We start from the raw sequence: 23,953 nt of genomic DNA on the forward strand, positions 1-23,953 counted from the left end.
GACATACGAACCATGATCCATCACGAGTCCACGCCATGAGCTCCATGCCACTGGCCCATTCCGCGCCCGCATCGATGCCCTCGCGCGGCAAGGTGGGCATGATCTGCCTCATCGGCATGGAGAGCTGGTTCTTCGCCGGCTTCATCGTGGCCTACCTCTTCTACATCGGCAAGAGCTCGACGGGCCCGCAGCCGCGCGACGTGCTGGACCTCAAGCCCGTGCTGGTGAATTCGGCGGCGCTGATCGCCAGCTCCTTCACGGTGGTCGCGGCGCTGCGGAAGCTGGCCCGCGACGAAATGGGGGCCTTCAAGTTCTGGATGGCGCTGACAATCCTGCTCGGCGGATATTTCATCTACGGCACCGGCGTGGAATGGAAGGGGCTGATTGAGGATCGGCACCTGACGATCTCGACCAACCTCTTCGGCACCACTTTCTACAGCCTGGTCGGTTTCCACGCCTTCCACGTGGTGGTCGGGCTGCTGATGCTCACTTCGATCCTGATCCTCTCCATGCTCGGCCATATCAACGTGGTGCGCGACCACATGCGCATCGAGCTGGTCAGCTGGTACTGGCACTTCGTGGACGTGGTCTGGATCTTCGTCTTCACGACGGTCTACATCGTGGGGATGCGGCCATGAGCGCGCGAGACCACGAAAAGATCCGCGGCCGCGAGGCGCCCTATCTGCGCGGCGTTCCCGAGTCCACCGGGGCGCCGATGATCGCGGCCTTCGGCGTGACCCTGCTCTTCGCGGGGTTGATCACCAGCCCGATGGTGATGTTGGTGGGAGTGATCTGCATGATCGTGGGTTTCATCGGCTGGATCCGGACTGTGTTTCCAAACGAGGCCCTGGAGATGCTTCCCATCGGCAGCGAGATTCCGGAGCCGGCGCCGCGCTTCGACGCGAATCCGCGCAGCGAGCGCGTCTCGCTTCCCGAGGAGATCCAGCCCTACCGATCGGGCGTGCTCGGCGGGCTCATCGGCGGCATCGCGATGGCCGCGGTCGCCATTGGCTGGGGCGTGCTCAAGGCGGGCAGCTTCTGGATGCCGATCAATCTCCTCGCCGGAATTTTCCTGCCTTCGGTCGAGGCGGCGAACGTCGACGCCTTGAAAGTGTTCCACCTGGACTGGTTCATCACCGCGGTGGTGATTCATCTGGTGGGCTGCGTGTTGGTGGGCTTGGTGTATGCCATCGCCTTGCCGATTGCGCCGCGGCGACCGGTGCTCTTCGGCGGCGTCGTGGCCCCGATCCTCTGGACCGGCGTGCTTTACGGCAGCATCGGCATCATCAATCCGGCGCTGGAGCAGCATGTCTCCTGGCGCTGGTTCATCGCCAGCCAGGTGGCTTTCGGCGTGACCTGCGGATTCGTGATCAGTCGCTGGACCAAGGTGCCGACCATGCAGAAGTGGTCGCTGCAGGAGCGGTTCCACCTCGAGGGGAACAGGGAAACGAAGCCATGACGCCGCGCCTTCGAAAATCCCTGGCTGCGGCTCTCGCCGGATCGGCCTGCGCCTTGTCCGCGAGCCTCGCCGCGTGCGGCAGGATCGGCACGACCAAGCCGGCGGAAACGGCAGTGGTTTCCCTGCCTCAGGCAGCGCTGGCCAAGTACGCGCAGAATTGCTCCGCCTGTCATGGCGCCGACGGCGTCAATGGCGCCGCGCGGCCTCTGGCTGACGCGAACTATCTGGCCAGCGTGGGCCGCGAGTCGATCATCGCCATCACGACAAGCGGTGTGCGCGGAGGATTCTGTCCTGGCTCGGGCCCGGGCTCGCTGGCCAACTGGGACAGCAAGCAGGTCGCCGCATTCGTCGATGGATTGATGGAAGCATGGGGCAAGGGCGGAGTCGCACTCTCCATTCCGTGGTCGGTGAAGTCGGCCAGCTCCGGTGATGCGTCGCGCGGGCGAGGCGTCTACGCCGCGATGTGCCAATCCTGCCACGGCGCGCCGGGATCCCAATCCGCCTCAAGCGCCGGCAGCGTGACCGACCCCAATTATTTGCGCTTGATCACCGACCAGGGCCTGCGCTCCGCGATCATCTTTGGCCGGCCCGCGCGCGGCATGCCCGCCTGGAGCGGTCCCTTTCCGAACCAGCCTGCCGATCGAAAGCTGTCCGCCCAGGAAGTCTCCGATGTCACGGCGTTTCTGCGTTCCACCACGAGCCTGAAATCACAGGAGCAACCATGAGCTGCGATTGTCCACATTCCCCCGGCTCCACGCCGCCGCCCAGCGCCCGCCGCGGCGTCCTGCTGAAGATCGGCGTCGGCTTGATGGGAATCGGCGGCGCCATCGCGGCGATTCCGCTGATCGGTTACGCCATCACTCCTTCGCTGAAGAAGTACAAGAACACCTGGATCGATCTTGGCGACACCGGCAATTTTCCCGAGGGGGAGACGCGCCTGGGCAAGTTCACCAATCCCAACGCCTCGCCCAGTGATGGCGCCAGCGCCGAACAGGCGGTCTGGGTGCGCTCCTTCAAGCCGAAACAGTTTCAGGTCTTCGCGGTCAACTGCGCCCACCTCGGCTGTCCGGTGAAGTGGTTTCAGCAGAGCAAACTTTTCATGTGCCCATGTCACGGCGGCGTCTACTACGAGGATGGCAGCCGCGCCAGCGGACCGCCGCCGCGCGGGCTCTTTGAATACAAGTGGAAGATCGAAAACGGCCGCCTGTTCATCGACGCCGGGCGCCTGCCGGGCCTGGAGGAAAGCGCCTGAATGGCCCGCTTGATCAAGCGCATCCTGGGCTGGACCGAGTCACGCTCCGGCGTGGCGGCCTTCGTTGCGCCGATCGTGACCCACCGCGTGCCGCGCGACGCCAAGTGGTGGTACGTCTTCGGCAGCGCGTCGCTGATGTTCTTCATGATCCAGGTGGTGACCGGCATCCTGCTCGCCACCTTGTATGTGCCCAGCGCCGCCGAGGCCTTTTCGAGCCTGCAGAACATCGATCAGCAGGTGCCCTTCGGGTGGATGCTGCGTGCACTTCACGCGTGGAGCAGCAACGCCATGGTGCTGATGGTGGCCATCCACATGAGCCAGGTCTTCCTGCACGCCTCCTTCAAGTTTCCGCGCGAGCTGATGTGGATGGTGGGCGTGCTGCTGCTCTTTGGCACGCTGGCCCTGGCCTTCACCGGGCAGATCATGCGCTGGGACCAGGACGCCTACTGGGGACTGGGCATCGGGGCCTCGATCGTCGACCGCGTGCCGCTGATGGGCAACTCGCTGCGCAATCTCATGCTCGGCGGCCCCTACATCGGCGGCGCCACGCTGAGCCGCTTCTTCGCGCTGCATGTCTTCGTGCTGCCCGGCCTGATGATCGCGCTCATCGGGGCGCACATGGCCTTGATCCTGAAGAACGGCATCAGCGAGATGCCCAAGCCGGGCATGGTCGTGGATCCCGAGACCTACAAGGAGGAATACGAGGAACGCGTCCGCAAGACCGGCGTGCCCTTCATGCCCGACGCGGCGCAGCGCGACATGGTTTTCTGCGGCGCGATGCTGATCGCGGTGGGCGTGCTCGCGGCGTGGCTGGGCCCGGTCGGACCCAACGGCGTGCCCGATCCGACGGTGATCGACGCGAATCCGCGCCCCGACTTTGCCTTCCTCTGGATCTTCACCGCCATGGCCCTGATGCCGCCGCAGATCGAGACCGCGGTGCTGCTGATCGCGCCGGTGGTGTTGGGACTCTTCCTGCTCGGACTGCCGCTGATCTCCAACCGCGGCGAACGCGCGCCGAGCAAACGACCCGGCGCCGTGCTGGGTTTTGTGCTGGTGGTGACGGCGCTGGGAACGCTCTCCTGGATGGGCGTGGTCAGCGCCTGGAGTCCGGTGATGGATGCGTGGACCAGCCTCCCCACCCCGGTGCAATACCTCGCGGGGCGCACGCCGCTTGAGCTGCAGGGCGCGCTGGTAATGCAGCACAGCCAGTGCCGCAACTGCCACAGCCTGGGCGGGGCGGGGGGGCTGCGCGGACCAAGCCTGGACGACATCGGCTCGCGCAAATCCTGGGATCAATTGGTGCGCCAGGTGCAGCAGGGCGGCGGCAACATGCCCGCCTACGGCAAGAATCTCTCCAGCGCCGAGACCACGGCGGTGGTTGCCTTCATGGCCACTCTGCGCAGCTCCGGCGCGCCGGCCTCGGTGATTCCCGGCGCGATGGAGGTGCAGCCCTCGCCGGGCGAAGCGCCTCGCGCCACCCTCTCGAACGCGGGGCGGTAGCGCCGATGGAGCGCGCCACCCTCTGGTCGGCGTGGAGCGTCCTCTCGCCTTTCACACTCGTGGCGATTCTGCTGCTGGCGCTCTATTGGCGCGGTTGGCGCCGCCTGCACCATGCGATGCCGCAGCGCTGGTCGCTCAGGCATGCCCTGTTCTTCTCGGCGGGCATCGCCGCGATGTGGATCGCGCTGCAGTCACCCATTGACGCGATGGCTTCCTGGCTCCTCTCGGCGCACATGACGCAGCATTTCCTGCTGACCATGATCGCGCCGCCGCTGCTGCTGCTGGGCTGGCCGATGTCGCCCTTGCTCGCAGGGCTGCCGCGCTGGATGAGCCGCGACGGACTCGGTCCGCTGCTGGCGTGGCCGCGCGTCCAGAAGTTTGGCCGCGGCTTGACTCATCCTGTCACCGGATGGCTGGCGATGGTGCTGCTCACCTGGGGCTGGCATCTGCCGGTGATGTATCAGTTGGCGCTGGAAGTTCCGGCGTTGCACATCGTGGAGCATGCGTGCTTCCTCTGGGGCGGCCTGCTGTTCTGGTGGTGCGTCGTTGAGCCCTATCCGTGGCGCAATCCCTGGCCGCGCTGGGCGATTCCGGTCTATCTGTTGAGCGCCGATATGGCCAACACCATCGTCGCCGCGGTCCTCGCCTTCGCGTCGGGGGCCATCTACCCGTGGTACGAAGCGACGGCGCCGACATTCGGTGTCACGGCGCTGGCCGATCAGCAGGCCGCCGCGGCCATCATGTGGATCCCGGGGCAATTGGTGTATCTGGTTCCCGCTGCAGTGATCATGTTCAACACGCTCTCGCGACCGCGCACGGTGCAAGCGCGGTCGTTTGCCTTGCCGATTCTCCAGGTCGCGGGCCGCCGCAGAAAGCGATCGCCCTTTGACGCGATTGAGATCCCGCTGCTGGGCGCCATCCTGAAGTCCGCCAACGCGCGCGGCGGATTGCGCTGGGTGATGTTCGCGGGAGCAGCCGCCATCTGCATCGATGGATGGCTTGGCCCGCGCGAGGCCTCGACCAACCTGGCGGGCACCTGGACTTGGACGCATTGGCGGGGTCTGACCGCGGTGTCGATGATCGCGGTCGGCAACCTGGCCTGCATGGCCTGCCCGCTGATCGCGCCGCGGAATTTCCTGCGCCGCTGGATCACGCCGCGCTTCCGCTGGCCGCGGGCGATCTCCACCAAGTGGATTGCGCTTGCGTTGATTGGAGCATGGCTGCTGTGCTACGAAATCTGGTCGCTCTGGGATTCGAGTTTCGCGACGGCGTGGATCATCGCCGGCTACTTCATGGCCGCAACCGCCATCGATCTGCTTTTCGAAGGAGCGTCCTTCTGCAAGTGGATCTGTCCGATCGGCCAATACCAGATGGCCATGAGCACGGCGAGTCCGATGGAGGTGCGGATCCGCGCCGAGGATGTGTGCCAGACATGTCAGACGCATGATTGCCTGCGCGGCAATGCGTCCTCGCCCGGCTGCGGCACCGGATTGTTTCTGCCAAAAAAAGTCGGCAACCTGGATTGCACCTTCTGCCTGGACTGCGTCTCGGCCTGCCCGCACGACAACATCGGCCTGCTTACGCGGGTTCCCTTCGCGGAGCTGGTTCAGGATCGCTGGCGATCGAGCATCGGCCTCATGGCCAAGCGCGCCGACTTCGCCGCGCTTCTGGCGATGCTCGCGGTGGGCGCTTTCGCCAACGCCCTCACCATGACCGAGCCGATGCTGGAATTCGTCGCGGAGTGCAGTGAACGATTGGGTTCCAATGTCATTGCGGTCATCGCCGTGGTCATAGCTTCCATGGCATTGATCGCGCTTCCATTGCTGATCGCGGCGGGGATCGGCTCGCTGATGCGCAAGGAACAGTTTCGCATTCGCTTCGCCCATCTGACGCTGGAGCTGCTGCCGCTGGCCATCGCCATGTGGGTGGCGCATCTCGGCTTTCATCTCGCAACGGGGTTCCGTTCCGCCTGGCCGCCGCTTCAACGGGCCATGCTTGACATGAATGTTTCCGGATTCGGCGAGCCCCAGTGGAGCGCCAATTGCTGCGCGGTCATGCCTTCCTGGCTTCTTCCCGCGCAGCTCTGCCTGCTGGGAGCGGGGCTGCTGGTCTCGATGACGCTGGTGTGGATCCGCTCCGAGCGATCACTCGGTTTGTCCAACGGATCGCTGCCGAGGGTGCGCTCGGTGGCGGCACTCGCCTGGTGCGAGCTGGGCGCGGCATTGGCCTGGTGGATGCTGGGCGCCTGGATCGTCCTGCAACCGATGCAAATGAGGGGGCTGATCCCATCATGAGACGTCGCGCCACCATCGCCATCGCATCAGCCCTGTTTCTGGGCATGCTCGCGCCCCGCGCCGCCGCCGACGGCGGGCAGGTCATCGCTATCAAGGCGATCGGTGAGGATCGCGTCGTCCTGATGGTGAATCCATCGCAGCCATGCGTGGGCCCCGTCAAAATCATCGTGCGCGCCAGCCCCAGGCTTGAGCTGGTCGAATGCACCCTGAGCGCGACCAGCGCTCTGGGCGGCGCACCGATCCAGTGCGCAATGGCGCCGGACCCCGACGGACTCGGTCTTCGCGCCATCATTCAATGCGACGACCCCGCACTCTGGAAGATCTCGGTGCAGTCGATCACGGCTTATGGCTCCTTCGAGATTTCCGGCGAGGTGATGGTGGCGCCGACTCCGCCGCGATGGGAAAGCCACTGGCCGTGGCTGCTCTCGTGGGTTCCCTTCGCCTTGCTCCTGCTCGTCCGGCAATCGGCCCGCCGCCATGCCAAGCATTATGAAGCCGCCGACGGAGTATTCTCCGTGCGGCGAACCCCGCCTGAGATCGAACTTCGACCGTGACACCACCCGCCGACATCTCCACGCCATCCGAGAGCGACGCGCTCGAAGTGCTCCTGATCGACGGGTCCGGCTTCATCATCGCGCTGAGCATGGGCGCCGCCAAATATCTGGGCCGACCGCAACGCGAATTGCAGGGGCGATCGCTGAGCGAAGTCTTTCCCATGGGGGTTCATCCGGCATTCCCATGGCTCGACCAGCTCTCGAAGTCCGGCTCGCCACTGCCGCCGCTGTTGCTGGATCTCGAGCACACCCAGGCCGATGAGGCCTCGGTCCATGTGGAGGGCGTGCTCTACGCCATTGAAGTTGGGCTGCGCAGCGACGGCGAAACCGTGGCGGGCCTGGCCATCCGTCCCAGCACCAGCTTCGCCGTCGAGAACGAGCTGCTCACGGCTCAGCGCCAGATCCTGCAACTGGCGGCGCAGCGCGCCACGCTGCCCGACACGCTCGATGCGGTCGCAACATTTTCGGAGAAGGTGCTGCCCAGCGAGGTCTTCTGCCTCCTGACGCCGGTCTCGGAGCAGGGGGACATCGGCAGCGGCCTTCGCGCCACGCTGCCCGGCGACATTCGCGGCCTGCTCGCCTCCTTTCAGGATTCTCCCGACGCGGCGCCGGGACTGGTGGCCCGCAGCACCGGGAAGATGGTCGTCGCCAATGAGCTCGATCAGGATCCGCGCTGGAAGAACTATTCCAAGCGCCTGCGCAGCCACGGCCTGGTCACCGTCTGGAGCGTTCCCATCTGCGACTCGCGCAAGTCCGCGGTGCGCGCCATCCTGGAGTTTCATCTTCCTGTGCGCCGCGGACCCAACCGCGCCGAGCTGAAGGTGATCGAGGAATTGTCGGCGCTGGTCCGCCTGGCGATCGACCTGCACCAGTTGCAAGCCGATCTGGACTTGAGCGAGTCCAGTCTGCGCTCCACGATCCAGGCGATTCCGCTGATTCTCTGGCAGACCGACCGCGAGGGGCGCTTCACGGTCTGCGAAGGCAAGGGGCTGGCGTCGCTGGGATTGAAGTCCGGCGATGTGGTCGGGCAGAAGGTGGAAGAGATTCTTCGCTCCGACCCCAACGCGAAGATCCACGTGCAGAAGGCGCTGGCCGGCGAAAGCGTCGCCGGTGAATTGATCGCGGGAACCACCCGATTCATCCAGTCGGCGGGACCGCTGCGCGACGAGGCCGGAGCCATCGTCGGCGCCCGCGGCATCGCCCTGGACGTCACCGCGCAGCGCCAGGCCGAGGCGGCGGCGGAGGCGACCGGCGACCTGCTCAAGACCGTCGTCGACACGGCGCTGGACGCGCTTGTCACGATCGACGTGGAGGGCAAGATCGTCCTCTGGAACAAGCAGGCGGAACTGCTCTTCGGCTGGAGCAGCGCCGAGGCCAAGGGCATGCGCCTGGAGGAGACCATCATCCCGCCCGATTTGGTGAAGGCCCATCAGGAGGGCATGCGCCGCTACCACGCTGAGGGGGTGGGTCCGATCCTGGGCAAGCGCATCGAGATCATGGCAATGAACCGCGCCGGCACAAAGTTCCCAGTCGAACTGGCGGTGAGCCCCCACGCCGGAAAATATGTGGGCGGATTCAGCGCGTTCATCCGCGACATCTCCGACCGCCGCCGCAGCGAGACTGCGGTGAAGGCCAGCGAGGAGCGATTGAAGCTGGTCATCGAGGCGAGCACCGACGGCTTCTGGGATTACCGGCTCGACGGCGGCATGAGCGTGGTGAGCGACCGCTGCTCCACAATGCTCGGCTACAAGTCGGGCGAGGCGCCGGTCTCCACGCCCGATGTGAATCCGCTGATCCATCCCGACGACGCGCCGCGCGTGAAACAGTCCTGGCAGGAGCATCTGGCGGGCAAGACGCCGCGCTACGAGTCGGAGCATCGGCGCCGCGCCAGCGATGGTTCGTGGCGATGGGTGTTGGACCGCGGCAAGGTGGTCGAGCGCGTGGAGGGAATGAAGGCGGTGCGCGTCACCGGAACGCAGACCGACATCACCGAGCGGCGCGGGCTTGAGGCGAGCCTGGGCGCCGCCGAGCGCATGGAATCGCTGGGTCTTCTCGCCAGCGGCTTTGCCCAGGAGCTCGATAGCGTGCTTTCGGTCATCCGCGCGCATGCGTCGCTGGCCAACATCACCACAGGAGTGCCTGCGAAGGCGGTGGAGAGTCTTGAGGTGATCCAACTCGCGGTCGCTCGTGCGAAAGCCATGAGCCGCAACTTGATTCTGCTTGGCGAGGGCGGCGAAGTCGGCGAGCCGCCGCGGCCGATCGTGGTGAGCGACGCGGTGCGCGAGGCCGTGCGCCTGCTCGCGCCGAACCTGCCGCGCACCATCACCGTCGCTGTTGAGGACCTCACCGACGGTCGCGAGCGCGTCGCCGTTGATTCAAGCCGACTGCAGCAGGCGATCTTGAACCTTTTGATGCGCGCCTCAGAAGCACTGGCCAACAACGGCATGATCACCATGCGGATTGCCCAGACGATCGAAGGCTCGGAGCCGCTGGTGCGGGTGGAGTGCGTTGATCGCGGAGCGCCATTGAGCGCCGATCAGCAGCAGCACGCGTTCGATGCCCTCGCCCCCGACGGTTCGTTGCGCGGACGAACCGCGATGGGACTGGCCGCGGTGAAGCGATTCGCCGAATCCGCCGGCGGTCATGCGCAAGTCTCATCAACCGCCGAGGGCACGGTCTTCTGCCTCTCCATTCCCGCAGCGCGGGAGTCCTACAGCCAGGAGCGCCTCCCCATCGTGCTGGCGGAGAGCCATCCGCTGCTGCGACCAATGTTGGTCGAAGCCTTGCAGGCCAGCGGCCATCGCGTGGTCACCGTGGAAAGCGACCGCGATTTGGAAGCCGCGGTGCGGCGCATGGGCTCGGGGTGCGTGGTCGTGCTGGACGAGGAGAGCGTGACCGGGCAGTCGGGCGCCATCCTGAAGAAGATCAAGGCGAGCCTGAAGACCATGCCACCGGTGATCCTGCTGGTCAGCGCCGCCGCGGAGGAGGTGGATCTGGGCGTGCCCGCGAGTCGCCTGCAGAAGCCCTTCATGTTCGACTCGTTGCTCAACGAGATCATGAAAACCGCGGGCCAGCCAACATGAACTCCCATCTCAACATCGAAAGTTTCGAGGCCGTCGCCAAGGATCGCCTGAAGCGAAAGGCCTTTGACTACTACCGCTCCGGCGCGTGGGGCGAGTGGACGGTGAAGGCAAACGTAACCGCCTGGAGCGAGATCCGCCTGCTTCCCCGGGTCTTCGTCGACGTGTCGCGGCGATCTGCCGCCAGCGAGTTGCTTGGCATGCAAATGTCCTTTCCACTGCTGATCGCGCCGACCGCGATGCAGTGCATGGCCGATCCGGAAGGAGAGGTCGCCACCGCGCGAGCTGCCGCAAAGGCGGGCGTTCCCATGGTGCTCTCGAGCCTTTCGACCCGCTGTGTCGAGGATGTGGTGAAGGCCTCACGTGGGGACGTGGTGATGCAGATCTACATCTCAAGCGATCGCGGTTTCACCAAGTCCCTGGCGCAGCGAGCGGAGGCCGCGGGCTGCAAGGCGCTGATGGTGACGGCGGACACGCCGGTGTGGGGAGTGCGCGAGCGCGACATCCACAATGGTTTCCATGTTCCCGAGGGCATGTCGATCGTCCATCTGCAACGGCCCGGCCAGCCGAGTGGGCACGCCGGCCGCGGCATCGGCGAATCGCTGGGCTGGACCATCGACGCCTCGCTGACCTGGATGGATCTCGATCTGATCCGGCAGTCGGTGAAGATTCCGGTCATGGTGAAGGGCATCATGCGCGGCGATGACGCGGTGCGTGCCTTCGACTCCGGCGCCAGCGCCGTGGTGGTGAGCAACCATGGCGGCCGCCAGCTCGATGGCGCAGCGCCGACCGCCGAAGCGCTGCCTGAGATCGCGGAGCGCGCGGGGAACCGCGGAAAAATCATTGTCGACGGCGGCATCCGCCGCGGTCCTGACATGCTGCGGGCTTTGGCTCTTGGCGCTCATGCCGTCATGGTCGGGCGGCCCGTGCTTTGGGGTCTGGCGGCGGGCGGCGAAGCGGGGGTGGCCCGCGTGCTGCAGATTCTCAAACAGGAATTCGACCTGGCGATGGCCTTGTCAGGTTGCGCCGATCTCGCGGCAGTCACCAGGGATTTGATCCTCAATAAGTTTTAACTGGCGCCGTTGGCAATTTGCAACCCAGGGCGACCACAGTTTGTCATGGATATCACAATTTACTTCTGGAAAACGCCACATTTGCCTTGCTTGAGTATGGTTCTGAGGACATGATGTGCCGTAGCGAAGCTTGTCCCATGTTTGATGTGGGGATTTCATCCGGAGGAAGTAACTAATGCAGCTTTCAATAGCCAAAGTATCCAGTTGGATTGTCGCGGTCGTAGTGTGTCTATTTATTTTGACCAGCGCATTCGCCGCACCGCCTGGCTCATTTACGCTTTCAAACGAAGCGCCGATTTGCGACACCACACCACCCGCAAATCCGGCAATCAGACTCAATTGGACTCAATCGAATGGAGCGACAACTTACGCCGTCTATCGCAACGGCAGCCTTTACGCTTCATCCATTACTGGGCTTACATTTTACAACAATGCCAACCTGACGGCGGGGCAAACGTACACCTACAAAGTGCGCGCGACGAACGCCTCTGGGTCCACCGACTCCAACACCATCAGCGTCGATGTCCCGGTAAATATTTGTGCATCCGCAAATTTGCCTGGAAACTTCACGCTATCGAATCAGACTCCGATCTGCGACACCACTCCGCCTGCAAACCCAGCAATTACACTCAATTGGACCCAATCGAATGGAGCGACAACTTACGCCGTCTATCGCAACGGAAGCCTTTACGCTTCATCCATTACTGGGCTCACGTTTTACAACAATGCCAACTTGACGGCGGGGCAAACGTACACCTACAAAGTGCGCGCGACGAACGCCTCTGGGTCCACCGACTCCAACACCATCAGCATCGATGTCCCGGTAAATATTTGTGCATCCGCAAATTTGCCTGGAAACTTCACGCTATCGAATCAGACTCCGATCTGCGACACCACTCCGCCTGCAAACCCGGCAATTACACTCAATTGGACCCAATCGAATGGAGCGACAACTTACGCCGTTTATCGCAACAGCAGCCTTTACGCTTCATCCATTACTGGGCTTACATTTTACAACAATGCAAACATGACGGCGGGGCAAACATACACCTACAAAGTGCGCGCGACGAACGCCTCTGGGTCCACTGACTCTAACACCATCAGCGTCGATATCCCAGTAAATATTTGTGCATCCGCAAATTTGCCTGGAAACTTCACGCTATCGAATCAAACGCCATTTTGCAATTTTGATCCGCCTGCGACACCAGAGATCGATTTAAACTGGACAGCCTCGAGCGGCGTAGCGACTTATCAGGTGTGGCGTGATGGCGTTCCGTATAGCCAAAACCAAACACAACAATATTTCTACAACCAGATCAATCTGTCACCGGGGCAAACATACACCTACACGGTGCGCGCGACTAACTCATTCGGGTCTACTGACTCAAATGCGATTGTCGTCACTATTCCGGCCAATATATGTTCAGCTACGAATCTGCCCGGAAATTTTACACTATCAACTCCGACGCCAATTTGCGACCCCACCCCTCCCGCAAAACCCGCAATTCCTCTCGGTTGGACGGCCTCAAGTGGTGCGGCGACTTATACCATGTTTCGCAATGGCAGCCCCTATGCGTCTACCACGGGATTGACGTTTCTCAACAATGCTAATTTGATTGCCGGACAAACATACTCCTATATGGTGCGCGCAACAAATACTATCGGATCAACAGATTCAAATACAATTAGCGTTGTAATACCTGAAAATATTTGCATTACTTCTGACTGCCCAGCAGGAGAGATTCGTGACTGCAATGGTAATTGTGCGCCGGCAGCCTGGGCAAGTGATGCATATTGCGACAATGGCTACTACTGGTACAACGGGGTCTCAATTAACTTTGACTGTTCCAAATATAATAGTGACGGTGGAGCTTGTATAAATGTCCCTGGATTGTCCGAGCCGGCAGCCCACAGCAAGCCTCTGCCGACCATATGTATCCCGCAGGATCCTCCAACTCCAACCCAAAAAAACCTTGTTGAAATTGTCCATGGACGCAATACAAGTGACGATGCTTATCGCGGTGTTTGGAAAGCAATGGCAGATAGGATTCGTTCTCAGCTCGGATCAGATTGGCAAGTGGTTGCTCACAACTGGACTCAAGAGTCAAATCATGGAGTTGGATCCGTGCTTTCGTATGCAGCTACGCAAGGTACTTATGTTGGAAAAGCAATAGCAGCGGGGCATTACGACCATGTTCATTTAATCGGCCACAGCGCTGGTGCTATGGTCATTGCCACGGCAGCATTCTGGATCAAACATCCAGATGGGGATCCATATTCCACTCCAACAAATACGGTGATTCATACAACTTATCTAGATGCATATACAGGAATATGGGAAGGGCTTTGGACCGGACAAATATACGGAGCGAATGCAAATTGGTCGGATCAATATTACTCAAAAGAACCAAGGGATTCAGAGTGCTATGGCCCTTATGGAGACATATATCATGATCAATGCTCGACATATCTATATACAGAAGCGGTACTTCCATTATGCCATAATGTCGATATTACCGAATTGGATCAGTCGTATTCGCCTGTATGTCTCTCGACGCACTCTTGGCCACACAAGTTCTACCGATACTCAATCACGGGTGAAACCTCCGAATTAGGGTGCTCTTCCTGCGGCATACGGTATTGGTGCTACGATCCGCCATTCCAGACCTATGCCCCGTACGGCTTTGGCTTAAGCAAAGAGAAATTGGGTTCGGCATGGGGATCGACTGTAGCGGACGACAGATATATACGTGGTGCGAACGTTGCTTTGGGGGGGGCAGATTTGGTTGCGCCACCGGATGCGACTGCATCATTTCAATTTCGCATTAACGAATCTATTGCTGTGGCGGGTGTCCCATTCACTACTAGTCCTGGAAATGCAGTGGCAGTCACGGCAAACGGTTGTTCTTTGACAATTCCGGGAAGGCCTGTGCCGGAATCAGCATGGATTAGCATTCAATTTACTCCCTCATTTAAGACGAACATTGTTCAGTTCGAACTTGGATTCTTGGGTGATGCTGGAGTATTCACTGCATACGTTGACGGAGAAGAGTTGCTAAAATTTGAGCCGAGTTTGATGAAGCCCGGTGTTACTATACAGAACTTACAATGCGATACTGATTTAAACCCGGGAACAACACACACGCTTTCGTTTCGACTGGATGAGATACCCCCTGGGTCTATATCTGTCGTATTACAAAACATGCATTCTGGATGGGCAGGATTCGCGCCATTGGAAAATGGGACTGTCGTAGCTTGGGGTGCAGGAATGACAAATTCGGATTATCCTAACTACGGCCAATCACTCGTTCCTGCAACTCTTGGTCCATGTAAAGCGGTTGCTGCGGGCTCCTATCACTCTCTTGCAATTCAGGAAGATGGGAAAGTCGTGGGTTGGGGCGCAATTTCTGGTTACAACTACGGCCAATCCATTGTTTCTGCAAATCTTGGTCCTTGTAAAGCAATTGCTGCAGGCAACATCCATTCTGCAGCTATTCAGGACAATGGAACCGTTGTGGCTTGGGGTGATGATTATGCCGGTAAATGCGATGTTCCTGCAACTCTTGGTCCTTGCAAAGCAATTGCAACTGGTTCTGACCATACTGTCGCATTACAAGAAAGTGGAATAGTTGTGGGATGGGGAAACAACAGTGAGGGTCAAGCCAAAGTGCCGGTATCACCTGCGGCTTGCAAAGCAGTTGCGGCGGGAAACCACACCGTTGCGTTGCAGGAAAATGGAATAGTTCTGGCTTGGGGAAACAACTACTCCGGTCAATGCGATGTGCCAGAAACTCTTGGAGCTTGCAAGGCAATTGTTGCGGGTCTCCAATATAACTCTATAGGAGGGCATAACGTCGCTTTGCGGGAAAATGGAACAGTAGTGGCTTGGGGTGACAACTACTCCGGTCAATGCGATGTGCCAGCAACCCTTGGTGTGTGTAAGGCAATTGCTGCAGGGAGTTTCCATTCGGTTGCAATTAAGGAGGATGGCACGGTCGTGGCTTGGGGAACGGGTTACCAAAATGACGGCCACTCAATAGTGCCGCCAAATCTCGGACCTTGTAAAGCTATCGCTGCAGGATTTGACCACACGGTTGCAATCCTTGAAGATGGAAATGTAGTGGCATGGGGGTACAACGGCTACGGAGAAACTAACGTACCCGTGAATCTGGGTGCTTGTAAGGCAGTTGCTGCTGGCGGGAATAATTATTACGGTGGGCACACCGTAGCGCTGCAAGAAAATGGAAGTGTTGTGTGTTGGGGTGCAAATAGCTACGGGCAATGTAATGTGCCAGTAAATCTTGGTGCTTGTAAGGCAATTGCTGCAGGTGAGTACCACACTGTGGCTCTAACTGAAAATGGAACCGTAGTTGCTTGGGGTGACAACTACTCGGGACAATGCGATATACCTGCGCCTCTTGGGGTCTGTAAAGCTATTGCAGCAGGTAATTACCATACAGTTGCAATTCGGGAAGATGGAGCCATTGTTATTTGGGGTGACAACGGCTACCAACAATCCACGGTGCCAGTATCGCCGGGTGTCTGTAAAGCAATTTCAGCAGGCGGTAATCATACTTTGGCACTAAAGGAAATCGGAACAGTCGTTGCCTGGGGTAACAACTACTTGGGTCAATGCAATGTGCCCGTGAATCTTGGGCCCTGTAAGGCAGTAGCTGCGGGAGGGGGACACTCAGTGGCTCTAAAAGAAGACGGAACGGTCGTCGCATGGGGTAGCAACATGTGGGGTCAATGTAACGTGCCAGCAAATCTGGGGACTTGCAAAGCAATTGCCGCAGGTTCAGATCACACCGTGGTAATTAGGGATGATGGAACGGTCGTGGCTTGGGGAACGAGTTTCCAAAATTACGGCCAATCAATAGTGCCGCCTAATCTTGGAGCCTGCAAAGCAGTTGCAGCCGGATTTGGTCACACTCTTGGAATCCAATCTCCCTCTGTACCGTGCCCGTCCGACCTTGACGGCTCGGGCGAAGTTGATGGTGGAGACATTGGTCTGATCCTTCTTGATTTTGGACCATGCAACGGCTGCTCCACCGACCTGGATGGATCAGGTGAAGTTGATGGTGGTGACATCGGACTCGTGTTGCTCGATTTCGGACCGTGCCCGTGAACGAATTCACCGCTCGATGAAATACTCCATGCTCACCACGGCCTTGGCCGACTTCTTGATGGACGAAGTGTCGTTCAGGCCGTAGTCGGACACTTCATTGGAGCCATAGGGCACAATCTGGAAAACGCCCTGCGACGCGTTGGCGAGCGTGCCGACCTTGCTGCCCGAGCCCTTGGCCAAGACCATCGCGCGGTCATATCCATTCTGCGTCGCCTTCTCCAGCAGATCCATTTTGACGCTGTCGATCGTGCTGCAGGTGTAGGAGGGGTCGTAGGAAGTGATCGTCACGCCATCCTTCTGCAGGTCGGCGGCCTTGCGCTGCAAATCACGCAATGCCTCGACGCGCGTCGAGGCGACGGAAATTTCCTGCGAGGCAACGTAGTGGTCGACCGCGCTCAGGGCGACGCCTTTGTCGTTCTTGACATAGACCGTGGTCAGGGTCAGTTCGTCGAGCGAAATCTCCTCGGTTGGAAACTGATTGGTGCGAATCAGTGACTGGACCTTGTTCATCGAGGCGTCGAGCTTGGCGAAGCACTCGGCGGGTGCCGCGCCCTTGGCGCAGACACTGCCGCGCCAATTGCCCTTGTCGGAGAGCATCATGACCTCGGCCACTCCCTTCACGTGGATCGTGCGACCCGATTTGCTGTGCGAGGCGATCGCCTGCCCGACGGCCTGCGAAGAGAGCACCACGCCCAGTGCGAGCGTGGCGCCGAGCAGAAACATGCCGAGCCCGAAGTTCTTGACCAGCGGCGGAAAACGAGACAGGAAAGTTGATTTCATGACGCAGTCCTTTGCGAAAGATTTTGAAGCGTTCAACGACCTTGTCGAACGGGGCGATGATCGTAGAGATTTACCCTCAGCAGGTAAATGAAAATCAATCTGATTTCAAAAAAAGTCTCAACCGGCGGGGGCGCTCTCGGCCACATCGCTGGTGAGCCCGCCGTAGGTCCGGCGGCGGTTGGCGAAATCCTGCAGGGCGATCTCCAGGTCCTTCTCGCCGAAGTCCGGCCAGAGGGTCTGCGTCACATGGAATTCGGCGTAGGAAATCTGCCAGAGCAGGAAGTTGCTCACGCGCATCTCGCCGGCCGTGCGAATCAGGAGGTCCGGATCGGGAAGCCCCGCGGTGAAGAGGTGCTGGGAAATGACCGACTCTGAAATGGAATCGACCGTGATCGCTCCATCCTTGGCCTTCTGTGCCAGAACTCTGCAGGCATCGGCCAACTCCGCCCTGGCTCCGTAATTCAAGGCAAGGCAAAGGGTTAAGCCGCCGCAATGAGCGGTGGCCTTCTCAGTGTCATCCAGAAGTGCCAGCACATCCGCATGCAGCCCCTCGCGCCGGCCGATCCGCCGGAAGCGGATGTTGTTGGTGAGCATCGTCGGCAGCTCCCCCTTGAGGTGCTCGCGCAGCAGCTGCATCAGGGCGGCGATCTCCGCTTGCGGCCGTTTCCAGTTTTCGCTGGAGAAGGAGTAGAGGGTGAGGGCCTGGATGCCGCGCTTGGCGCAGCTTTCGGTGATCTCGCGCACGGTCTTGCTGCCCGCCTTGTGGCCGAGCTCGCGCACCAGTCCGCGGGCCTCCGCCCATCGGCCATTGCCATCCATGATGATGGCGATGTGCCTGGGCACCAGCGGGTTGGGCCGCGTGCCGGAAATTGCAGTCGCGGGTTTGGCCGTGGTCGGACTCATGGTTCGATGGTATGCCGACTAGGTGCCGGCGGCGACAAGCGTCTGGGTTCGCTCGGGGCCGACGCCGACCATCTCGATCGGAATCTTCAGGTAGGCCTCGATGCGCTCCAGGTATTTGCGGGCATTGGCCGGCAACTGGGATCGTTCGGCGGCTTCATTGATGGGTTCGCTCCAGCCCGGCAATGTTTCATAGATGGCCGTGACCCCCTGAAGACGTCGGGCGTCGGGAATGAAGCGGTCGGTTTCGCGGCCGTCGGGCAGGCGATATTTGGTGCAAATCTTCAGCTCCTTGACGCCGCTGAGCACATCCAGCAAGGTGCAGGCCACGCCGGTGGCTCCGCAGATCATTGCCGCGTAGCGGACGGCGACCAGGTCGAGCCAGCCGATGCGCCGCGGCCTACCCGTAGTCGTTCCATATTCGCGGCCTCGATCGCGGATGCCCTGGCCGATCTCGTCCAGCAGCTCAGTCGTGAATGGTCCGGCGCCGACCCGCGTCGAGTAAGCCTTCATGATTCCCAGTACTCGGTGGATCGAACTGCCGGGCAGACCCGTGCCTGGCGGAATGCCCAGCGTGGAGCAATTGCTGCTGGTCACGAAGGGATAAGTGCCATGGTCGATGTCGAGCAGACAGGCGTTGGCTCCCTCGAAGAGGATGCGCTTGCCCGCCTTGATGGAGTCGTGCAGGCCGTAGACCGTGTCCTTGATGTGCGGGCGAAGCGACTCGCCGGCTTTCGCAAAGCGCGTGGCTAGCGCGTCGGCATCAAGCGGCGGCGCCTTCACGCCGAGAGCTTGAAGTTCCTTGGTCCGCAGACGGCAAATCACCCGGAGCCGCTCCTGCAAATAGGTTGGGTCCAGCAGATCGCCCATGCGAATCGCGGTGGAGCGATTGATCTTGTCGCCGTAGGCCGGGCCGATGCCGCGCCGCGTGGTGCCGATCGCCAGGCTTCCAGCGTCATTCTCGGTGACGCCCGCCAGATATTCCTCCAGCGCCGCATCCTGCTCCTTGTGGTAGGGCAGCACCGCGTGGGCCCGGTCGCTGACCTGCAGATTGTCGGCTACGCGCACGCCGCGCTTGCGAAGACCGTCGATTTCCTCGAGCAGCTTCTCCGGATCCACGACCACGCCATTGCCGATCACGCAGGACTTGTCCGGGTGCAGGATGCCGCTGGGCACCAGGTGCAGTGCGTAGCGATCCTTGCCCACCACCACGCTGTGGCCGGCGTTGGCGCCGCCGTTGTAGCGCACGATGACATCGTGCTGGCTGGTCAGAAGGTCGACGATCTTGCCTTTGCCTTCGTCCCCCCATTGAAGGCCGACGACCGCGGTGTTTTTCGATTCGTTCACGGGGTCATGCTACTACGGGAACGCCTTCGACTTGGGCGACTGTCACACGGGGCAAAATCGTTAGTTCTTGTTTTGAGCGTGAGCGTCTATCGTGGACGCGTGAAGCTCACCGTCGCCCCGACCAACGCAGCCCAGCCCGCGGACTTGAAGCAAGTCCTGCCTGGGGATGGTGTGCGCGGCGATGGCCTCTATGTGCATGTCCCGTTCTGTCGGCACAAGTGTCACTACTGCGACTTCTATTCCTTCGTCGACTCCGAGGATCGGCAGGAGCCCTTCGTGGCCCGAATGGAAAATGAGCTCGATGCATGGGCGCGGGTGCAGCGCGGAGAATTGCAGACGCTATTTGTCGGCGGCGGCACGCCGACCATGCTGCGGGCGGACCTGCTCGACCGGATGCTCTCGGCCATTCGCGGCAAATTGAAGTGGCAGGCCGGCGCCGAGTGGACCGTGGAGGCGAACCCGGAAACCGTGAGCGAGGAGATCGCCGCAACGCTGGCCAAGCACAAAGTCACGCGGGTCTCGCTGGGCGCCCAGAGCTTTCAACCGGAGTTGCTCAAGGCGCTGGAGCGAACGCATGACCCCGCTTCAGTCGGCCGAGCCGTGGGGCGGCTGCGAAAAGCGGGGATCAACAGCATCAATCTCGACCTGATCTACGCCGTTCCGGGTGCTTCAATCGAAATGTGGCGACGCGACCTGGAAGCCACGCTTGAATTGCATCCCGAGCACATGTCCTGCTACGGGCTGATGTATGAGTCCAATACGCCGCTGGGTGTGCGCCATCATCGCGGCGAAGTTGCGGCGGTCAGCGAAGAGCTTGAAGTGGAAATGCACGAACTCGCGGCGAGCATGCTCGGTGCCGCCGGCTACGAGCACTACGAGATTTCCAACTGGGCCAAGCCCGGCCATGCCTGCAAGCACAACTTGCTCTACTGGAAGAATTCAAATTGGTTTGCCGCCGGTCCCGCGGCCAGTGGTCACGCGGACGGACTGCGCTGGCGCAATGTGCCGCGGCTTTCCGACTGGCTCGAGACCAATGACTTCGCCCCTGTGCAGGATGTGGAGAGCCTCGAGATCGACGGCCAGGTCGGTGAGGCCTTCATGATGGGATTGCGCCTGCTGGAGGGAATGCCCAGCGAGCGCGTCGAGCAACTGCTCGCCCTCGGTGAGCGCTCCACCGTGCGCCGAATCGCGATCGCGCAACATCTCGCTGAAGGTTTGCTCGAATGGGCAGGCGACAAGCTTCGCCTTACGGCCCGCGGCCGCATGCTGGCAAGCGAAGTCGCGATGGCTTTACTTTAGGTCCGCGAAAGCACTTCCATCAAGCGGGATTCATCGGTTTCATCCACCCAGATGACTGCCGCCAGCGACCCGTCGATGGTGAGGCTCTGGATGATCTCGATGTTGATGCCGGCCCCAGCGATCGAATCCAGCCGGGCCACGAAACTGCCGCCGTTGGCCTTGTCCTTGATGAGAAAGGCGTTGGCCTCGGTGACCAGCATGTCGGCGTCGCGGGCGAAGGAGCGGAACTGGTCGGCCCGCTCGGGAATGCAATGGAATCCCACGGAAGCCCGCCCAATGACCGGCCCCCACATGCCAAGGATCTCCACGTCTGCCTCGCGCAACTGCGTGGCCAGCCGCGCCAATTCTCCGGGCCTGTGCGACAGTCGAAGAAGGAAGTCCGTGACCCGCGCCCACTGAAGCATGACCGGATGATAGCGGGCGATTTTGAACCTTCGCAGGGATCCGAAATTCGTTTACTCTCATTCTCATGATTGGCCTCAGACGACTGCTCGAAGGTGTGATCGACTATGCGGGATTGTTCCCGCCCGCCGCGCTGCCGATGCAGAAGACGGTGGAGATGTTCGCGGCTCACCGCCAGACGCCGGAGCGATGGCTGCTCTCGCGCATCGCGGTGCCGGCCAAGCGGCTCTCCGAGTTCGAGAAGTGCGCGTCGCCGCTCTGGCCCAAGTCCGCCGGCGAGGGCAACTCGAACACCTGGCGGATCTCGGCAATCGTTTCCGCGCTGGACGACCCCGAATTGGAACGCGACCTGGAGCAGATCGACGAGTTCAACGCCTTCTACAAGAAGAAAGGCGGCACGCCGGTCCACATCGAGGCGATCGAGACCAAGGCCACCAACAGTGAGATGATCACCGAGATGATGGAGCTCATACCCGACGAGTTCGAGGCCTGGGTGGAGATTCCCTGGGAGAAGGACCCGCGCGGCATGATCGCGGCACTGGGTGGTTTCGACGCGGGGGCCAAGATCCGCACTGGCGGAATGAAGCCGAATGCACATCCAACGCCGGAAGCTCTTGCGGTATTCATCGAAGCGGCGGCCGCGACCAAGGCGCCGATGAAGGCAACGGCGGGGCTGCACCATCCGGTGCGCCACATGGCCAAGAGCGTCGGCTGCGAGCAGTTCGGATTCTTCAACGTGGTTGTCGGCGCGTGTCTGCGCTATCACGAGATGGCCAAGGGCGAAAAGCTGGTTCAAGTGCTGGTCGAGGCTGACGAAAAGCAGTTCAAGTTTGGTCCTGAAGGACTGAAGTACAAGGACTACAAGTTGTCGCTGAAGCAGATCCAAGAGGCGCGCAAGAAGTTCTTCCGTGCCATCGGCAGTTGCTCCTTCGAGGAACCGGTCGAGGAACTGAATCGTCTCGGCTTGATTCGACAAGAAGAGACCGCTTCATGAACGCACGCGGGTTGGAATCGTCCGTGGAGCAGCCTTCATGAAAACTAGTTGGGTCGAATCGGCGCAAGCGAAAGATTGCGACTTCCCATTGGCGAATCTTCCATGGGGTTGCTTCACGCGTGCCGATCGAAGCAACGGCACGCGCATCGGGGTGGCGATCGGCGACCAAGTGTTCGATGTGCATGAGGCGTTGGGGCATGGATTGCTTGCCGAGTTGCCCGCCAGTGTGCAGGGCGCACTTCGCGAGTGTTCGCTGAACGCATTCATGAGCCTGGGAGTGCCGCAATGGAAGCTGGCGAGAACGCACATCGCCAAGCTCTTGTCGAGCGAAGAGCGATCGTTGCAAGACCATCCCAAGGCGGGGGAGATCGTGCTTCCTGCGAGCGCGGTCGCCATGAAGCTGCCTGCGCAGATTGGCGACTACACCGACTTCTACGCCAGCATTCACCACGCCACGAATGTCGGCAAGATGTTCCGCCCGGACAATCCTCTGCTGCCCAACTGGCGGCATCTGCCGGTGGGCTACCACGGCCGGGCCAGCTCTATTGTCGTCAGTGGCACGGAGTTTCGCCGGCCGATGGGGCAGACCTCCGCGACCGACGATGGCCCGCCAAGTTTCGGTCCGTCGAAGCTGCTGGACTATGAGCTTGAGGTGGGCGTCTATGTCGGGAAGGGCAACGCGATCGGCGAGCGCATCGACATTCAACGCACGCGCGAGCACCTGTTCGGCATCTGCCTGATCAACGACTGGAGCGCCCGCGATGTCCAGAAGTGGGAGTACCAGCCGCTGGGTCCCTTCAATGCGAAGAACTTCGCGACCACCGTCTCGCCCTGGATCGTCACGCTTGACGCGGTCGAGCCCTGGTTCGAGCGCGGCCCGGTCCGCGAGAAGGATGCACCGGCGAATCTTCCCTACCTGACCTGGAAGGACGACTTCACTTTCGACTTGAAGCTGTCGGTGTCGATCCTCACGGCATCGATGCGCGAGAAAAAGTCAGCGCCTTTCGAGATCAGCCGCGGTTCCTATCGCGACATGTACTGGACGCTGGCGCAGATGCTGGCGCACCACACTTCGACAGGTTGCCCGATGAATGCCGGTGATCTGCTGGGCAGCGGTACGGTGAGCGGCACAACTCCTGAGAGTCGCGGCTGCATGCTTGAGCGCACTTGGCGAGGGTCGGAACCGCTTGCGCTTCCCGATGGCAGCACGCGCAAGTTCCTCGACGATGGTGATGAAGTGGTCATTCGGGGCTGGCTCGACGCAAAGAACAATCTGCCGCGCATTGGCCTGGGCGAATGCCGCGGGCAAATCCTGGCTGCGAAGTAATCAGTGCAAATAGCTCTTGAACTTGGCGTGGTCCAGCGCGATCGTGTCGCCGGGTTTCACGCCGAGCTTCGCGTACTCGCCCGCAGGCAACTCGAGCGCGTAGATGGCGTCGTCCGCAGAGGGATAGTGTTTCAACCGCAGGTGATAAGCCTCTTCGCTCTCGGTGGCGGCCCTCGGCGGCTCGACCTTCATCGTGTAGATCGACACCACCTTGCCGTTGCGGTCGAGGTAGGCGATGTCCATGTCAATCAGGCAATCAACCATCCAGTAGCTCAGCATGTCGGAGACCCTGTGGACGAAGATCATCCCCGTGCCCGCAGGAATGCTGGCGCGGTGGCTCAGCCCGCGCATGCGGCTGGCGTCGTTGGCGGCGACCTCCAGCTCGTATTTCTTTCCGCCGATGGTGACCATCTCCAGCGGCAGCCCTGACGGAGCCTTGCGCACGCTGGTCTGCGGCTTCGCCGCTCCCGTCGCGGTCGACTGCTTCGAGTTGTCCAGTGCCACGAACCCCGCGATGGACGCGGTCAGCAGGGCGATGATTCCGATTTTGATCGACAATTTCAT

Annotated in this window: 18 protein-coding genes; 13 read left to right on the forward strand and 5 right to left on the reverse strand. The window is 61.0% G+C overall.

Annotated elements, in window-relative coordinates:
* Positions 1-35 precede the first annotated feature (35 nt).
* From K8R92_03075 to K8R92_03120, 10 genes are all read left to right on the forward strand, one after another.
* Complete coding sequence (locus K8R92_03075; protein ID MCE9618873.1) at positions 36-638, forward strand: heme-copper oxidase subunit III; 603 nt, start codon at positions 36-38, stop codon at positions 636-638.
* A complete protein-coding gene (locus tag K8R92_03080; GenBank protein ID MCE9618874.1) occupies positions 635-1,459 on the forward strand; it encodes a hypothetical protein in 825 nt (274 codons plus the stop codon). The genes K8R92_03075 and K8R92_03080 overlap by 4 nt, the downstream gene beginning before the upstream one ends.
* Positions 1,456-2,184 (forward strand): cytochrome c, encoded by a 729-nt coding sequence (locus K8R92_03085; GenBank protein ID MCE9618875.1) that lies wholly within the window; start codon positions 1,456-1,458, stop codon positions 2,182-2,184. The genes K8R92_03080 and K8R92_03085 overlap by 4 nt, the downstream gene beginning before the upstream one ends.
* Positions 2,181-2,711, forward strand: coding sequence for a Rieske 2Fe-2S domain-containing protein (locus K8R92_03090; protein MCE9618876.1), 531 nt, complete (start codon positions 2,181-2,183; stop codon positions 2,709-2,711). The genes K8R92_03085 and K8R92_03090 overlap by 4 nt, the downstream gene beginning before the upstream one ends.
* Positions 2,712-4,211, forward strand: coding sequence for a cytochrome b N-terminal domain-containing protein (locus K8R92_03095; GenBank protein ID MCE9618877.1), 1,500 nt, complete (start codon positions 2,712-2,714; stop codon positions 4,209-4,211). It begins immediately after the preceding gene.
* A gap of 5 nt (positions 4,212-4,216) precedes the next feature.
* Positions 4,217-6,505 (forward strand): cytochrome c oxidase assembly protein, encoded by a 2,289-nt coding sequence (locus K8R92_03100; GenBank protein ID MCE9618878.1) that lies wholly within the window; start codon positions 4,217-4,219, stop codon positions 6,503-6,505.
* Positions 6,502-7,059, forward strand: a complete 558-nt coding sequence (locus K8R92_03105) for a hypothetical protein (protein ID MCE9618879.1) — start codon at positions 6,502-6,504, stop codon at positions 7,057-7,059. The genes K8R92_03100 and K8R92_03105 overlap by 4 nt, the downstream gene beginning before the upstream one ends.
* Complete coding sequence (locus K8R92_03110) at positions 7,056-10,142, forward strand: PAS domain S-box protein (GenBank protein ID MCE9618880.1); 3,087 nt, start codon at positions 7,056-7,058, stop codon at positions 10,140-10,142. The genes K8R92_03105 and K8R92_03110 overlap by 4 nt, the downstream gene beginning before the upstream one ends.
* Positions 10,139-11,212 carry an alpha-hydroxy-acid oxidizing protein gene (locus K8R92_03115; protein ID MCE9618881.1) on the forward strand — a complete coding sequence of 358 codons (1,074 nt, stop codon included), beginning with the start codon at positions 10,139-10,141 and terminating at the stop codon, positions 11,210-11,212. The genes K8R92_03110 and K8R92_03115 overlap by 4 nt, the downstream gene beginning before the upstream one ends.
* Before the next feature lie 175 nt (positions 11,213-11,387).
* A complete protein-coding gene (locus tag K8R92_03120) occupies positions 11,388-16,340 on the forward strand; it encodes a hypothetical protein (protein MCE9618882.1) in 4,953 nt (1,650 codons plus the stop codon).
* Positions 16,341-16,346: 6 nt separating this feature from the next.
* On the opposite strand, the gene K8R92_03125 is transcribed toward K8R92_03120, so the two are convergent.
* The 3 genes from K8R92_03125 to K8R92_03135 form a co-directional block, all read right to left on the reverse strand.
* The gene (locus tag K8R92_03125; GenBank protein MCE9618883.1) at positions 16,347-17,120 is read right to left on the reverse strand and encodes an SIMPL domain-containing protein; all 774 of its coding nucleotides are present in this window, start codon (positions 17,118-17,120) and stop codon (positions 16,347-16,349) included.
* A 117-nt stretch (positions 17,121-17,237) separates the two neighbouring features.
* Positions 17,238-18,023, reverse strand: coding sequence for a di-trans,poly-cis-decaprenylcistransferase (gene uppS / locus K8R92_03130; protein ID MCE9618884.1), 786 nt, complete (start codon positions 18,021-18,023; stop codon positions 17,238-17,240).
* Positions 18,024-18,041: 18 nt separating this feature from the next.
* Positions 18,042-19,367, reverse strand: a complete 1,326-nt coding sequence (locus K8R92_03135) for an adenylosuccinate synthase (protein ID MCE9618885.1) — start codon at positions 19,365-19,367, stop codon at positions 18,042-18,044.
* A 78-nt stretch (positions 19,368-19,445) separates the two neighbouring features.
* Between K8R92_03135 and hemW the strand changes: the two genes are divergently transcribed.
* Entirely contained in the window at positions 19,446-20,666 is a 1,221-nt protein-coding gene (gene hemW / locus K8R92_03140; GenBank protein ID MCE9618886.1) for a radical SAM family heme chaperone HemW, read from the forward strand.
* Here hemW and K8R92_03145 read toward each other — a convergent pair.
* Positions 20,663-21,070 carry a hypothetical protein gene (locus K8R92_03145; protein MCE9618887.1) on the reverse strand — a complete coding sequence of 136 codons (408 nt, stop codon included), beginning with the start codon at positions 21,068-21,070 and terminating at the stop codon, positions 20,663-20,665. The genes hemW and K8R92_03145 overlap by 4 nt on opposite strands.
* A gap of 65 nt (positions 21,071-21,135) precedes the next feature.
* Here K8R92_03145 and K8R92_03150 point away from each other — a divergent pair, with 65 nt between their 5' ends.
* Both K8R92_03150 and fahA read left to right on the forward strand, forming a co-directional pair.
* Entirely contained in the window at positions 21,136-22,062 is a 927-nt protein-coding gene (locus K8R92_03150; protein ID MCE9618888.1) for a hypothetical protein, read from the forward strand.
* A gap of 37 nt (positions 22,063-22,099) precedes the next feature.
* On the forward strand, positions 22,100-23,389 hold the full coding sequence (gene fahA / locus K8R92_03155; GenBank protein ID MCE9618889.1) for a fumarylacetoacetase: 1,290 nt from the start codon (positions 22,100-22,102) through the stop codon (positions 23,387-23,389).
* Here the strand turns inward: fahA and K8R92_03160 are convergent, their stop codons facing one another.
* The gene (locus K8R92_03160) at positions 23,390-23,953 is read right to left on the reverse strand and encodes a DUF192 domain-containing protein (GenBank protein ID MCE9618890.1); all 564 of its coding nucleotides are present in this window, start codon (positions 23,951-23,953) and stop codon (positions 23,390-23,392) included.

The organism is Planctomycetota bacterium (assembly GCA_021414025.1).
Taxonomy (GTDB): domain Bacteria; phylum Planctomycetota; class Phycisphaerae; order Phycisphaerales; family SM1A02; genus SYAC01.

Bases quoted from the DNA above. Each gene is read 5' to 3' on its own strand.
- K8R92_03115 (MCE9618881.1), top strand. From the start codon at position 10,139: ATGAACTCCCATCTCAACATCGAAAGTTTCGAGGCCGTCGCCAAGGAT.
- K8R92_03105 (MCE9618879.1), top strand. From the start codon at position 6,502: ATGAGACGTCGCGCCACCATCGCCATCGCATCAGCCCTGTTTCTGGGC.
- uppS (MCE9618884.1), bottom strand. From the start codon at position 18,023: ATGAGTCCGACCACGGCCAAACCCGCGACTGCAATTTCCGGCACGCGG.
- K8R92_03075 (MCE9618873.1), top strand. From the start codon at position 36: ATGAGCTCCATGCCACTGGCCCATTCCGCGCCCGCATCGATGCCCTCG.
- K8R92_03160 (MCE9618890.1), bottom strand. From the start codon at position 23,953: ATGAAATTGTCGATCAAAATCGGAATCATCGCCCTGCTGACCGCGTCC.
- K8R92_03100 (MCE9618878.1), top strand. From the start codon at position 4,217: ATGGAGCGCGCCACCCTCTGGTCGGCGTGGAGCGTCCTCTCGCCTTTC.
- fahA (MCE9618889.1), top strand. From the start codon at position 22,100: ATGAAAACTAGTTGGGTCGAATCGGCGCAAGCGAAAGATTGCGACTTC.
- K8R92_03145 (MCE9618887.1), bottom strand. From the start codon at position 21,070: ATGCTTCAGTGGGCGCGGGTCACGGACTTCCTTCTTCGACTGTCGCAC.
- K8R92_03120 (MCE9618882.1), top strand. From the start codon at position 11,388: ATGCAGCTTTCAATAGCCAAAGTATCCAGTTGGATTGTCGCGGTCGTA.
- K8R92_03125 (MCE9618883.1), bottom strand. From the start codon at position 17,120: ATGAAATCAACTTTCCTGTCTCGTTTTCCGCCGCTGGTCAAGAACTTC.
- K8R92_03090 (MCE9618876.1), top strand. From the start codon at position 2,181: ATGAGCTGCGATTGTCCACATTCCCCCGGCTCCACGCCGCCGCCCAGC.
- K8R92_03095 (MCE9618877.1), top strand. From the start codon at position 2,712: ATGGCCCGCTTGATCAAGCGCATCCTGGGCTGGACCGAGTCACGCTCC.
- K8R92_03080 (MCE9618874.1), top strand. From the start codon at position 635: ATGAGCGCGCGAGACCACGAAAAGATCCGCGGCCGCGAGGCGCCCTAT.
- K8R92_03085 (MCE9618875.1), top strand. From the start codon at position 1,456: ATGACGCCGCGCCTTCGAAAATCCCTGGCTGCGGCTCTCGCCGGATCG.
- K8R92_03150 (MCE9618888.1), top strand. From the start codon at position 21,136: ATGATTGGCCTCAGACGACTGCTCGAAGGTGTGATCGACTATGCGGGA.